At 37.3% G+C, this 13,056-nt stretch carries 13 protein-coding genes; 8 read left to right on the top strand and 5 right to left on the bottom strand.

Annotated elements, in window-relative coordinates:
- Position 1: 1 nt before the first annotated feature.
- Positions 2-1,366, bottom strand: coding sequence for a hypothetical protein (locus tag SKC38_RS10255; protein ID WP_377977053.1), 1,365 nt, complete (start codon positions 1,364-1,366; stop codon positions 2-4).
- A gap of 163 nt (positions 1,367-1,529) precedes the next feature.
- On the opposite strand from SKC38_RS10255, the gene SKC38_RS10260 reads away from it, so the two are divergent.
- The 5 genes from SKC38_RS10260 to SKC38_RS10280 all read left to right on the top strand — a co-directional run bounded on the left by SKC38_RS10260 (position 1,530) and on the right by SKC38_RS10280 (position 3,949).
- Positions 1,530-1,766, top strand: coding sequence for a hypothetical protein (locus SKC38_RS10260; protein WP_377977054.1), 237 nt, complete (start codon positions 1,530-1,532; stop codon positions 1,764-1,766).
- A 96-nt stretch (positions 1,767-1,862) separates the two neighbouring features.
- Complete coding sequence (locus SKC38_RS10265; protein WP_377977055.1) at positions 1,863-2,339, top strand: hypothetical protein; 477 nt, start codon at positions 1,863-1,865, stop codon at positions 2,337-2,339.
- Positions 2,339-2,530: a hypothetical protein gene (locus SKC38_RS10270; protein WP_377977056.1), complete on the top strand. Its 192-nt coding sequence runs from the start codon at positions 2,339-2,341 to the stop codon at positions 2,528-2,530. Before SKC38_RS10265 ends, SKC38_RS10270 begins: the two co-directional genes overlap by 1 nt.
- Positions 2,531-2,561: 31 nt before the next feature.
- Positions 2,562-2,993: a hypothetical protein gene (locus SKC38_RS10275; protein WP_377977057.1), complete on the top strand. Its 432-nt coding sequence runs from the start codon at positions 2,562-2,564 to the stop codon at positions 2,991-2,993.
- A 383-nt stretch (positions 2,994-3,376) separates the two neighbouring features.
- The gene (locus SKC38_RS10280; RefSeq protein WP_377977058.1) at positions 3,377-3,949 is read left to right on the top strand and encodes a hypothetical protein; all 573 of its coding nucleotides are present in this window, start codon (positions 3,377-3,379) and stop codon (positions 3,947-3,949) included.
- 335 nt (positions 3,950-4,284) lie between these two features.
- Here SKC38_RS10280 and SKC38_RS10285 read toward each other — a convergent pair whose 3' ends face one another.
- The 4 genes from SKC38_RS10285 to SKC38_RS10300 form a co-directional block, all read right to left on the bottom strand.
- Positions 4,285-5,154 carry a sugar phosphate isomerase/epimerase family protein gene (locus SKC38_RS10285; RefSeq protein ID WP_377977059.1) on the bottom strand — a complete coding sequence of 290 codons (870 nt, stop codon included), beginning with the start codon at positions 5,152-5,154 and terminating at the stop codon, positions 4,285-4,287.
- 200 nt (positions 5,155-5,354) lie between these two features.
- Positions 5,355-6,218, bottom strand: a complete 864-nt coding sequence (locus tag SKC38_RS10290; protein WP_377977060.1) for an EamA family transporter — start codon at positions 6,216-6,218, stop codon at positions 5,355-5,357.
- A gap of 3 nt (positions 6,219-6,221) precedes the next feature.
- Positions 6,222-7,433 (bottom strand): hypothetical protein, encoded by a 1,212-nt coding sequence (locus tag SKC38_RS10295; RefSeq protein ID WP_377977061.1) that lies wholly within the window; start codon positions 7,431-7,433, stop codon positions 6,222-6,224.
- 171 nt (positions 7,434-7,604) lie between these two features.
- Positions 7,605-8,099: a Rieske 2Fe-2S domain-containing protein gene (locus SKC38_RS10300; RefSeq protein ID WP_377977062.1), complete on the bottom strand. Its 495-nt coding sequence runs from the start codon at positions 8,097-8,099 to the stop codon at positions 7,605-7,607.
- 29 nt (positions 8,100-8,128) lie between these two features.
- Here SKC38_RS10300 and SKC38_RS10305 point away from each other — a divergent pair, with 29 nt between their 5' ends.
- From SKC38_RS10305 to SKC38_RS10315, 3 genes are read left to right on the top strand one after another with little or no spacing between them, the layout of a single operon-like run.
- Positions 8,129-9,898 carry a DUF1800 domain-containing protein gene (locus tag SKC38_RS10305; RefSeq protein WP_377977063.1) on the top strand — a complete coding sequence of 590 codons (1,770 nt, stop codon included), beginning with the start codon at positions 8,129-8,131 and terminating at the stop codon, positions 9,896-9,898.
- Between the two features lie 8 nt (positions 9,899-9,906).
- Positions 9,907-11,991, top strand: coding sequence for a DUF1501 domain-containing protein (locus SKC38_RS10310; RefSeq protein ID WP_377977064.1), 2,085 nt, complete (start codon positions 9,907-9,909; stop codon positions 11,989-11,991).
- The gene (locus tag SKC38_RS10315; RefSeq protein ID WP_377977065.1) at positions 11,988-12,701 is read left to right on the top strand and encodes a hypothetical protein; all 714 of its coding nucleotides are present in this window, start codon (positions 11,988-11,990) and stop codon (positions 12,699-12,701) included. The genes SKC38_RS10310 and SKC38_RS10315 overlap by 4 nt, the downstream gene beginning before the upstream one ends.
- Positions 12,702-13,056: the final 355 nt, after the last annotated feature.

Here is a 13,056-nt window from a genome sequence, read left to right on the forward strand (position 1 = left end):
ATTACGCGTGCAACAATTTCTTTAAGGTATCATAATGGACTTCGGCAATGAGGTAAACAGAGAATCGTTTATCGTCATTAGCCGTTTGTCGGACGATGACATCATCCATTCGATAATGCGCCCAGAAATAGCTGTTGATTCCTTTGATCAACTTCGCACGCACCTGTCTTTGGGTTTCGTAGGCGTATGAACCATAGCCCATCATTTCGGTAAAATGCTGCGAACTGAAGGTATGACCTTTCGGATAGTGCAAACAAGCATTTAGGAATTCAGATGCACCGGCCGGCAGACCATCTAAGGGTTCAATGATACTTTCAGGAGCTTTCCGAGGCTTTCTTTTTCGATATGCATAAATTCCTCCAGCCGTCAGGATTAGAACAGCGGCAACACCGTAGCCAATAAGATCAGCAGGGTAGGGCTCGATGTAAAATGGCCCTTTTCGAGTGCTGAGGGATTTGAGTTTTTCGATGGAGATGGAGTCGATTTTGATAGCAGGCGAAATGTTATTTTCACTTTTATCAGGTACATAGATATAGATCCAATTATTCTTTTCGCTCATCTCATAGTTGAAATTTAGATTTGAAAGCACATAATTCAATTGGTAAATCTCATTTTTCACAGGATCAGCTATTATTACCAAAGGTCCTTTTGTGAAAATATATTTGCCTTGAAGAAATATTGAATCAAAGTTTGTTAAGCCCAACTTAACCAACAAATCAATGTTAATATCCCCCATATAATTCCAAATGTTCGATTTAAATGATTTTTCAAAGTATCGGTATGGTTGAGAAATTTTACCTTCATGATACAAAGATGGGAATTCGATAATGCTCAATACATCACGTTTGGAATCAAATCCACCAAAATCACAACTTATATACTTCGGACCCTTTTCACTTGGAATATTTTTCAATTCCCATTCTTTAGATTTAGGAGAAAAATAGGTTTCAATATTATTGGCATGCCAAAAACCATTTCCCCCTACACTATACAAAGTGTCGTTTCGAACAAATTGTATCGCGCCAAAATTAAATCCACGATAAAAGGTCTTGTCCAGGCGAGTAATTTTCTTTTGATCCATATTTAATTGATATACTTGACCAGTACCGGCAATGGTCAATAGATAATATGGATGCGTGTAAAATGTATTAATAAGTGCATTGGCAGGGATTTCACTTATATCTACATTGACCAATTCGAATTGACCCATGTCTTGCCATACGTGTGAATTTTTCTCCTTCCAAAGAGACCCATCTTTAAAATCAATTCGATGATGAAGAATTTCATTGGGTAATTTAAATTGAATCTGACCAAAGGAATAAATTCGAATAATAACGAATAAAATAAGGAGAATCAATTGGCGCATAGATGAACAAAAATCTGTTGAACATCAAATTAATTAATTGTCTCTGACTTTCATTTAAATACCGATTAAAAGGTTAAGAATTTGTGTGTATTGCGTGAATTACGTAATAGGGTCATTTATTCTTCGAGCAAAATAATAGGTTTGGGAAAATTCATTACGAGCTATGCCAAGAAAAGAATTAGAACGCTTTGATTCAGAATTAGATATTAATCAGTCTGAAACGGCTCGATTATTAAGCAAAAAAAGAGGGTATTATGTCTATTATAATATGCCAAATCGCGAAACTAAGCCTTTGAAAATTCACAAACACACTTGCGGAGAATGTTTTTACGGAATAGGGAAACAACCGAATGCTTTACCAGGTAGAATGGTGTATGGATTGGGCCAAGCCATTCGATAGAAGCTATGATCACAATTATCCAAGACATTTTCAGAACAACTCCTGAGATTTGTACGTGTTGTCAATAAAATATTCATTTAAACAAAATCAAATAATATGGAAAACGTAGTCAGTAATTTTGAAAGTCCTGAAATCAGCATAAAACTAACCGATGAAAAACTTTACATCAAGACCTTATCATCCTCAGAAACTTTTGCTCTTAGATCAATTAATGGTATCGGTATAGTTGATTTGATTGAAAAATATAATTTAGAGTTGGCAGCTCAAAAAAATGCAAAAAAACCTACGGGTTTATATATTTTGGGTGGATTACTAATGCTAGCAGGCATTGGAAACTTGGCTGTTTCCATAGGACCTGCATTGATATTTATTCTCTTAGGTGGGGGGGTGATTTATTGGGCTTCTACGCAGCAGGCACCTGATCCCATTCTAAATTCTGCGGTTCGGATAATGATCAGTGGCATGAATCGAGACTTTGAATTCGACAAATCAGGTCCATATCTCAATCAAATTGCAGAATTAGTAGTAAAAGTGGAGGAGACCTTGACCGCTTATCATAAAAATAATAAATAATGGGATTCTGGGACACATTCGTGCGTGTCTGGCAGGTTCGGACTTCAGTTCGAATCCAACAAAGCATTGAAAATTACCTGCATGAACGAAAACGAGTCAATGAGTTAAATGCTAATATTCCGAGCATTCTAAATGAATTAGAAAAAAAGAATGAGTCTTGGGAAAATCAAATGAAAAAATTAAGGAAGTAAAATATGATTAGCCTTTAAAAGACTGTTTGACTTGGAAAAAATTACAATTGAATGTAATCAATGTCAATCAAAGATTGATTCAACTTATGTATTCTGCCCTAAATGCCAACACCCAACTGAAAATTATGGCAAGCCCATAAATTACAAAAAGAATTTTACACAACTATTAATCATCTATGGCGGAATTTTTATTGTAGGCAGTAGTTTCTATTACCTGTCAGGTAACCTTGGATTAAAAATACATAAAATTGAAATGGGTAATAATGAACTACAAAATGTCACAGACAAATGCGCTGGATTTGGGACAGAATCTTGTATTGATAGAGTAAGATCAAACTTTGAAAATACGAACAAAACAATTCTCGGAGAAGTATATCTCGGCAATGGCAATTTTGGCATCACTTACATTGATCGAAATAGACCTGGTTCATACACTACCAAGGTATCTACTGATTGTAATTGAACAATAACAAATGTTCAAACTTGGAAATAGACAAATTTGAAGTATATATTTTTTATAACCGGCAGTTTAGTAAAACAAGATGAGCTCTACTTTTTCAAAAAGTAATTATATCTCAAATTGCAATTTCGAAATCAAAACAAACATGACAGAAGCATACATTTTTCTTTCAAGCTTTATCATTTTAGGGGGAACTTTTATAGTTGATTATTTAAGTAACCGAAATTCAAAAAATAATAATAAATACGTTTTGGGAATATTGTATTTATTAGTGTCATCTGGACTTATTATTCAGCTTACAAACTATTTACACTTTAGTTCAGATACCATGTTGAAAATCAGTTTTTTAAATAAAACATTGACTATAATTTTCAAATAATATGGGCATGAAAAATCAATTTACAATTTCAGCTGCTTATCAATGGGCAAATTCTAAATCAGATTCAACTAATTCTGAGAAAGCCATAAAGAAAATTGCAGAAATGATCAAAAATAGATTTTCAAATAATGAGAATGGTAAACACAATTATAATGTAAATTTCAGGCGACTGCGTGCTTCAGCTGGGAGAACAATGTTAGAGAGCATTTACAAAAGAATTGAAAACTCACAAGTCGTTATAATTGATATTACTCGGCCTAATTCTAATGTCTTTATTGAAGCTGGAATTGCTATTGCTCTATCTAAAAAGCACGCCTTTTTATCAGTATATTTTATAAAAGAAGTTAATGTTAGCGATGATTTACTTTTGAATCTTCCTAGTGATTTACAAGGGTATTTTATTTCTGGTTATAAAATGGACAAATCTGGAGAAGCGATTTTTCAAGACTCATTATCACTTAGAATGAGTATTGAAAGTGATGTAAAAGAGTATTTTAATGCTTTTGAAAAGCAATTTGATTCAATTGATGAAATCACTGACAATGATATAGTGAATTTAAACTCCAAATCAGAGAACTAATTTAATATTTAATATATCCTAACAAATCTAAAATAATGCAATTATTTTCTCTAAAAGGCAAATCTAGTTTTTTTAAAATTTTCTTAATATTCCTAGTCATATTAATTATGACTTTAATCTTCCAAATTTACCAGTTTAACTATTTGTCAATAATTGACATAGTCTACATTTTTATTTTTTCAATAATCTGTTCAATTGTTACTTATTTTATCTTAAAAATATTACAAAAATTGATTGAACTTTAAATTACCAGAACTGTATCTAGTTTGCTAGTTGAAAACAAAAAAATCCCCACGATTCCTCGTGGGGATTTCCATTTAAAATAAGTTGAGTTCCTATTTGAACCCAATCTCACCCAAACCTTTGTGCGAAATAACGATCGCCTCCAATGGAGTTTCGTTCACACAAGCATCTTGTTCTACGTAGTAGTATTTCATGCCTGCAAGGTCCTTATTGGCCAACACACGTTTGAAATCGATATGTCCTTTGCCTACTGGCGCGAAACGACCTTGATCATCCATGTCCTTCACATGCCATAATTTGAAACGGCCTGGATAGCGTTTGAAGTAATCAACTGGATCAGCACCTGCTTTCGTTACCCAATAGATGTCCATTTGGAAATTCACATATTTCGGATTGCAATGCTCTAATAAATAATCAATCGTCACAATGCCTTCAGCATCCTTCACATATTCAAAATCGTGGTTATGGTACAACAACTCCAAACCTGCTGCATGACACTTCTCACCTAATTTGTCCAGAATCTCTGCCAAATTCTTCGCGCCACCTTTCATGGCCATTTTCTTATTCACAGCATCAAAAGTAAATAAGCCCATTGGAGGAACTGGAACAACAAAATACTTGAAACCCGCCGTTTTCAAATCAGCAATTTGTTGGTCGATGTTCTCAAAATTAACCGATCCTTGGTGTGCTGAAATCGGATTCAAATGCATTTCGTCCAACAAAGCCTTGAAATCAGTAGGAGATAGGTTGTAAAACTTTCCATTGTTATAACCTGCAGATTCGATGTTCACATAACCCGCATCCGCAACCGCCTTGAGCGTCGCACGCGCATCTTTGCCCATCTCCGTACGCACGGTATAAAGCGCTAATCCACCAAAAGGTTTATCTGCAAATTTAAAAGATAACAGTGCAATCGATACGACCGCACAAAGGCCTAGCACAAAGCCCAGCGATTTGTTCATTTTCATCGTTAATAGTTTTAGGTTAAAATGAGTTACAAAAATAAGAGAATGTTTGAAGGGAAAAAATGATTCTCTGAATTGTAGGGACTTTTTATCAAAAAGATACAATTGATGGGAGATAAGAGTGAAGAGGTAAGAGTGAAGAGTGAAGAGTGAAGAGTGAAGAGTGAAGAGGTAAGAGGTAAGAGGTGTCGTCACATTTAAGAGATCAAATAGATAGACGCAATTAATAGGCATATCCCTAACCAATGATAAAAACTTAACTTTTCTCGGTATAAAAACCGCCCCACCAGCAAAGAAATAATCATTTGGAATTTTCCTGCAAATACAATCTGCGTAATTCTCGCATATTGATAGGCTACATGCAAAAGCACGGAACCCATCACTAGACAAAGTGCCAAAATCTGAATGGGTCTTTGATGTAAATATTCCAAACGAACGCCCTGAACCCATAAAAGCAAGCCTACCAAACAGGTGACACTGAACTCCAATAGAAAAGTAAATCTCAAGACACCCAACCACGCTATAGGATACTTAAATAGGGTATAGGACACCCCCCAAAAAAACGAAGCCAACAGACCTCCCAACAAGGACCGAAAAAGCTGTTGGGATGATTTAAATCGTAATTCCTGCCAATATATAGCAGACAAACCTAATAAAACAGCTAAAAAAGCCCAATTATAGACGTATTTCCAAGTCTCACCCAAAACCAAGACAGCTGTCAGTAAACCAAAAACGTTTAGAGAAGATAATGGAACCACCAGCGAAACATCAGATTCTTTGACCGATTTGACAAAGAAATACAATCCCATTCCACTGAAAAGACATAGTGCTATGCTTAAACCTACATGCGAAATTGATAAGGCTGGAGAAGCTCCCAACCAAGGTTCGAAAACGCTAAAATTTTCATCTATCAGACAACAAATTAAAAAGAAGCTACTCGAATAAATTCCCCGGTTAAAAATAATGGGCAGAAAGGGTCGATCGGCAACGACCATTTTCCAATAAGCATTGCTAAATCCATAGAAAAAAGCACTCAAAAAAACCATGAATATTCCTAGCATCGACTACAGATTAGCATTTAAATCATTCCATTGCTTATCTAGCCATGGATATAAACAAGAATATTTATACAAGGGATTAAATTTCTGCAATGCCAAAGCCATTTGACCTTTATTATTTTTCAAAAGCCAATACCTCGCCCTCAATAAATAATAGACATTTAAATTTTGCTTCTCAACGAACGTGAAAATAATTCTTAATTCATCAAAACGATAATGTTCAATCAAATCTATTCGTGTAATTTCTCTCCCAAAAACCTCCTGCAATCGATAAAAAAACACCAAAAAAAACAATTTGTCTTTTACTGTTTGAAGGCCTTCAAACAAGCTTAAACACATTTCACTGTCATCTTTCAGCATTAAATTCCATGCAGCCAATCGGCCCTTAAGAATCGGATGATAAACAACCTTATTTTCCACTATAAGCACATTACAACGATCTAATAATTCCATCGCAGGTGCATTTTGTTGCTGCAAAACGGCCAATTGAATTAAAAGTAATTGCTGGAATAGCTCCATATCTTCCACGAGGCACCAAGAAGCAAGCTTAAGCCAACGCCCATAATATCCCGTCAGCGCCTCCTCATCTACATAGAGTTGTAACAAAATTCGCTGAGCCATTTCATTCTCAGGCATTAACTGAGCAACAAAATCTATCACTGATTGATTACCTTGTTTGCTCTGAATGAAAATCGACTGAAAAGCTGCGCAGAGCTTCCATGTCGTTTCAACATTTTGTAGGTCAAATTTAGTTTCAAAAATAGCCTTCAATAAATCAAAGTTCTCCACCTCGATACACAAATCCACGATGGATTTCAATTGATAGACTTCATCCGTTGACTCAAACTGAAAATCTTGAACGATGCGTAAAATGAGCTGATCGTCATGTTGGATTCGTAAGCGATTTAAAATCAAGACATCATTAAAGAAATCGACTTCAAATTGATTCACGGCTAGCTGAAAAGCAGCAAAATCAGCATATCCTAAACTTTTACTGATGCTGTCCAAGGTAAATCGGGAGGCTTGACTGGAACCTTTAATAATCCCAAAAAGTCGACGAAGCGTATTATATGAAATTGAGATTCGAGCACGCGTTAAAAGTTCCTCACTGAAGCGTTGGCATGCATAGGCATCAACTAATTGAATGCCGTAAACTTCATGAATCAATTTTAAAAACCACTTTTTCTCATGGACAGAAATCGGAATTGATGCTGGCATAAATCATTTTTAGAACCTCCAATCAAGATACTATTTTTCATGATGATTTTGCTAAAAATTAAAAATAACAGAAGCTAAATAGCTGATAATTAGACCCGAAATTTTGCACTTGAACTCATTTGGACAAGCTTGGACTCATTTGGATTCTCTATTGTATGAGTCAAATGCTGCTTACCCTTTCGTGATTTTGAGATAATTTTGATAGGCTAGCACTTGAAAACGTTGCAATCCTCCCGAAACACTGTTTGAGCTACATGACACAACATTTACCTCATTAACATTGTAGGAATTCCCATGATTATCGCACCTAAAACGACCATTTACAAGGTCCCATGCACCTCGAATTCCTTGATGAGGACAACAATTGCTGAAGGCTTTAAGGGTTTTTTCATCGGTTCGAAGGAGTAGGACCCCAGCATCCAATATATTGACGTATCCTAAATTGTTTCCTAGTTTTGAATAGGCTGGATTTGAAAGGTTCACAAAAACCTGATTTCCTTCCTGAAAATACCCTTCATCGTTGTATTTGGTCGATACCCGTTCGAATTCTTGTATTTCAGACGTAGACAATACCATTACAGGTTCATCCGCTTGCACACATGCATTCGCAAGGGTCAAAACCGCCATGGAAGGGCATAAATATTGAACAAAATCGCGTCGCTTCATGTCGGCAAGAAACAAAATTATTTGATAAAATGAATCAAAACGTTCCAACGGACAAAATCAAACAACCCGACTTGGTTTCACTTTTCCAAAAGGAAAATGTGTCCTGGGAAAGCATCGGCCTCCAAAAAGACCGAAGCCTAAATTCCACCAAAGGCCTTAACGTTTACACGGGAGAATTTGGCGCTTCTCAAAAAAAACATTTACTCCAACGAACATTGATTGGTTATCGTCATGCTAGTTTTACCCAAATTCAAAACCTATCCTTGAGCGCTTGTGTAGACATGCTGCTAAGTCCCGAAAAAGCCTTTGACCTACCCATTAACGATTATTATTTGGATATTATCGACAACCCCGATGAGGTTAAAAATGATGTCGCGAGAGGTGCTGTTTGGGTAAATGCCTTGGAAGTTAATCAAGGGGGTGCGCGATGGGTTTCGTTGAAATCCTGGATGTTGAAACAATTTAACCAGCAGTCGACCTCCATACATTGGCGCATGGTGCTGTTCTACAACAACCTTTTGGTTAGCTCTATTCAAAATGCAGGTATCTCTAAAAATGCCTTTTATTATGTAAATACGTTGTTCAACTTATCGTTGGGCAATTTCAAGGAGTTGATTTACCAAGTTACGATTGATCCTTCCATGCTGATTTACTTGAACGGAAATCAAAATAACAAATATGCTCCTGACGAAAATTATGCACGTGAATTGCAAGAATTATTTACAGTAGGAAAGGGCCCCAATTCAAAATATACGGAAAAAGATGTGTCCGAAATGGCACGTCTGTTAACGGGTTGGCAATTCGATTGGGAGAAAACCAAAACGACTGAGGGACGGGCTATTGTCAAAAACAACCTGAGTGCCCACGATACGGGCGATAAACAGTTCTCAGAATTTTATGGTAACCGAAAAATCAGTGGCTCCACAAATCCGGATCGGGCCGATGGAGAATTGCGAGAAGCAATCGATATGATTTGTGCTACTGATGAAATGTCAAAATATATTTGTCGGCGCATCTACCGTTTCTTCGTCAACCCAAACATCGATCAATCTACGGAGGATCTCATCATTACGCCGCTTGCCAAAATTTTCAAAGATGCCAAATTTGAAATTTTGCCTGTCTTGCGAACACTATTACTCAGTGAACATTTCTATGACAGCATGTATTTCAAATCCATGGTAAAATCACCACTCGATTTCGTGGTAGGACTATTGAAAGAATTTGATCTTCCTTTGCTTGATAACAATTATAATCCTTTTCCAAAAGGCAGCGATGGTATCTATTATGAGTTCAAACGCTTTAATGGATTACAAAATGCCATGATAAGTTTAGGAATGAACATAGGTGACCCTCCCGGTGTGTCCGGTTGGCCTGCTTATTACCAAGAACCTGCATACGACTTGTTTTGGATCAATTCAGAAACGATTATCAAACGTGCGCAGTTTACTGACAGTTTATTTAACTGGGGACAAGGAGTCTACTACAATAGCTCAACAAAAACCTATGGACAACTCCGAGCAAATTTGGCGAACTATTTACGCCAATTCAACAATCCTGGCGATTTAGAGGGATTAGTAGACCAACTCGTCGATAGGCACATCGGAATGAGTATTAGTGCTAATAATCGCCAACTCATTATCAGTCAAATCATGCAAGGAAATGTAAATTTGAATTATTGGACTGAGTTATGGAACACATATATCGCCAATCCATCAACAGAAAATAGCGCCACGATTCAAAACCGGATGGCAAAAGGATTAGGTTTCATTTATCAAATGGGAGAGTCCCAACTATTTTAATGCAGGGAATGAACAGACGGAAATTTTTACATAACATGGCCCATTTGGCGGCTATACCTTCATTTTTGCCCGGTTTAGGTCAATTAGAACTTTCAGATTTATTGAGTAGTACCGCGGAAGCAGGTAAAATTTTAGTGATTGTAAGACTCAATGGAGGTAACGATGGCTTGAATACCCTGATGCCCATGGAACAATATGGCTTACTGAAAACCATTCGGCCGAGCGTTATTTTGCCTGAAAACAAATACTTACCTGTCGAGGGTACTAGCTTAGGCTTTCATCCATCCATGGCAGGGATGAATACACTTTTGAGTGAAAAAAGACTGGCGGTTGTTCAATCTGTTGGCTATACTAAACCCAATTTCTCACATTTTCGATCAACGGATATCTGGATGTCGGGCACTGATACGGATCAATATGTAAGTTCAGGATGGATGGCGCGTTATTTGGAAAAACTACATCCTAGTTACCCAAACGCCTATCCAAATCAACAATATCCACATCCGCTTTCAATCGAATTAGGTGGCGAATCAAGTTTATTATTTCAAGGCCAAAACTCCTTCACTAGTTTAGTCTATTCCAATCCAGATCAATTCTATAGTTTGATGAATCCCTTTGTGAATAGCTATCCGGCCACCATTCAGGGTTCGCGTTTGGCTTATTTACAACTCATCGGAAAACAGTCACAGGTGTATGGTTCAGTCGTTCAGTCCGCCTTTCGTTCAGGTACTACACCTTTCGCCTTTGCAGAAAATGACCTGGGAAATCAGTTTAAAATTGTCCAAAAATTAATTTCGGGCGGATTGCAGACGCGGGTTTACATGGTCCAACTGACAGGATTTGATTCGCATAGCAAACAAGTCGACACGCAGGATTCGACCAAAGGACAACATGCTTATTTGTTGAAACAAGTGAATGATGCCATTGTAACTTTCATGAAAAACTTGGACGCCCAAAATTTAGGAGATCGCGTTGTAGGGGTTACGCTCTCAGAATTTGGGCGGACAGTTCATTCTAATGGAAGTACGGGAACGGATCATGGTACAGTGGCACCGATGTTTGTTTTTGGAAACTCAGTGAAAGCCGGGGTAATAGGAGATAATCCCAAAATTCCTTTGGATTATAAAATCAGTGATGAATTAAGTGCTAATTATGATTTCCGACAAGTTTACGGCTCCTTGCTGAATCAATGGATGGGCAATGATTCAGCGGCAACCAATCAGGTTTTATTCCGGGAATTCCCAAAGGTTCCACTCATCAAATTATTCAATGATTCAGACGGTGACGGAGTACCCGATACACTCGATCTATGTCCAGCAACACCGATTGGGGCAAAAGTCGATGTTAATGGCTGCGAAGTATTTAATATGCCAGTGAATAACTATGTTTTACAAATGCTCGCTACCACCTGTCCAGGTATGAGCAATGGAGCAATGAAAATTGATTTTGTAGATAAGAAATATACGTATCTATTGGATGTCAAAGGCCCTTCAAATTTCACTCAAACGATCAAATCAAGTGTCGGTGTAAGTCAATTATTAGACAAATTGGCTATTGGTACCTACCAGTTGAACATCAGCATTGAAGGACAAAAAAACTACAGCCAACGATTTGATTTTCAAATCACAGAACCGGCTAGTTTGATCGTGCAATCCGTTATAAGTGCGGATAAAAATAGTATTGAATTAGCATTATCAGGGTCCAAACAATATTACATTCAATTGAACCAAAAGATCTATGAAGTTAAAGGAGATACATGGTCTGCTGCATTAGAAAAAGGGTCCAACCTGATTAAGGTTTGGACTGATCATGCCTGTCAAGGAAACTTTTACAAGGAAATATTCCAGTCGGAGCAAATCCGCTGCTTCCCCAATCCCTGCGAAAATGACTTAAACATTTATATAGGTGGCCAAGATCGCGAGGTTCAAATTACCATGTTTAATCTGAATGGGTCCCAAGTCGTTTCGATGCCTCTTCAACCTGATGGGAATCGGGAAGTCAAATTAGACCTAAGCGGTCTATCCGCTGGTATTTACCTCGTTCAGGTAAATGGAAATACTGTCAACCAACAAGCCAAAATTGTCAAAAAATGATTCGATATAGCATTATCCTAGTTTTCTGTTTTTTCATGATTTCTTGCGGGTCGGCGCCATCAGAAGCGCCAACCCCAGTTACACCAGCGCAGCCGGAAAAAGCACCTGATGCAGTGGAATTAAGCAAACCCTTGAATAATACGACCTGTTTGGAGGCGGTGAATACAAATCAAGTTCAGCTAACATGGACACCAGTAACATCTGCAACAAGTTATGAAATCAAGATTACGAATCTTAAAACGAATGTAACGGAAACGAAGGCAGCAACGACAAGCCCAGCATTAATCAGTTTAGTAGCAGGGGAGACCTATGCTTGGTCGGTAGTCTCTAAATCAACCAAAACAAGCCTTACAGCAACATCACCCGTTTGGAAATTTTTCTTTGCAGGTACTGGAGAGAGTTCGCTGGCACCCAATCCGGCTCAACTACTTTCTCCCGCATCAGGGGAATCTGTTGATGCGGTCAGTGGCCAAATAAAGCTTAGTTGGAAAGCCACAGATGCCGATACCCCTTTTGAATCTTTAACCTATGAAGTCTATGTAGGAGAAGATTTCGCCAAGGTCGCCTTGGGTGAAGTGCCTAAGATAAAGTCTACCTCAAGTACTATATCTGTACCCGTACAATCAGGTAAAATATATTATTGGATGGTAAAAACCATGGATAGCAAATCGGCGAGTTATTCGTCGGTGAATGGTTTTCGCGTGAATTAAAAGGCTTGGAAATTTCCAAAATAGACTGTAAAAACAAACACAATGGTCCGATAATAAGCAAAATGACCGTAAAAAGCGACCAATAAATAAATATCAGAAATCTTTCTTTTTTTATTTACTATTTTTTTTGCAATTTGAACTCCCCGATGAAAAAATAAATTCATCGGAATCTACAGAGTAAGCAGTTCAGCTGTTTGACTCCCTAGTTCCTCCCTTAAAACATGTAAAAAATGGCCTAAAAGCCCATTATCACAGCGATGTGGTCGTTTTTACTATTCCCCCTAGTTCAGTTTTAATATTTTTTATTTTTTTTTCAAGCCAGCGCATGAAGCATCATGCTATGCTTGAATGTTTA

It is taken from the genome of Aquirufa echingensis (genome assembly GCF_042714525.1).
Taxonomy (GTDB): Bacteria; Bacteroidota; Bacteroidia; order Cytophagales; family Spirosomataceae; genus Aquirufa; species Aquirufa echingensis.

What these genes read in the sequence shown, in the direction of transcription:
- SKC38_RS10265 (WP_377977055.1), top strand. Translation starts at nt 1,863, where the DNA reads ATGGAAAACGTAGTCAGTAATTTTGAAAGTCCTGAAATCAGCATAAAA.
- SKC38_RS10255 (WP_377977053.1), bottom strand. Translation starts at nt 1,366, where the DNA reads ATGCGCCAATTGATTCTCCTTATTTTATTCGTTATTATTCGAATTTAT.
- SKC38_RS10300 (WP_377977062.1), bottom strand. Translation starts at nt 8,099, where the DNA reads ATGAAGCGACGCGATTTTGTTCAATATTTATGCCCTTCCATGGCGGTT.
- SKC38_RS10305 (WP_377977063.1), top strand. Translation starts at nt 8,129, where the DNA reads ATGAATCAAAACGTTCCAACGGACAAAATCAAACAACCCGACTTGGTT.
- SKC38_RS10310 (WP_377977064.1), top strand. Translation starts at nt 9,907, where the DNA reads ATGAACAGACGGAAATTTTTACATAACATGGCCCATTTGGCGGCTATA.
- SKC38_RS10290 (WP_377977060.1), bottom strand. Translation starts at nt 6,218, where the DNA reads ATGCTAGGAATATTCATGGTTTTTTTGAGTGCTTTTTTCTATGGATTT.
- SKC38_RS10285 (WP_377977059.1), bottom strand. Translation starts at nt 5,154, where the DNA reads ATGAACAAATCGCTGGGCTTTGTGCTAGGCCTTTGTGCGGTCGTATCG.
- SKC38_RS10315 (WP_377977065.1), top strand. Translation starts at nt 11,988, where the DNA reads ATGATTCGATATAGCATTATCCTAGTTTTCTGTTTTTTCATGATTTCT.
- SKC38_RS10295 (WP_377977061.1), bottom strand. Translation starts at nt 7,433, where the DNA reads ATGCCAGCATCAATTCCGATTTCTGTCCATGAGAAAAAGTGGTTTTTA.
- SKC38_RS10280 (WP_377977058.1), top strand. Translation starts at nt 3,377, where the DNA reads ATGAAAAATCAATTTACAATTTCAGCTGCTTATCAATGGGCAAATTCT.
- SKC38_RS10260 (WP_377977054.1), top strand. Translation starts at nt 1,530, where the DNA reads ATGCCAAGAAAAGAATTAGAACGCTTTGATTCAGAATTAGATATTAAT.
- SKC38_RS10270 (WP_377977056.1), top strand. Translation starts at nt 2,339, where the DNA reads ATGGGATTCTGGGACACATTCGTGCGTGTCTGGCAGGTTCGGACTTCA.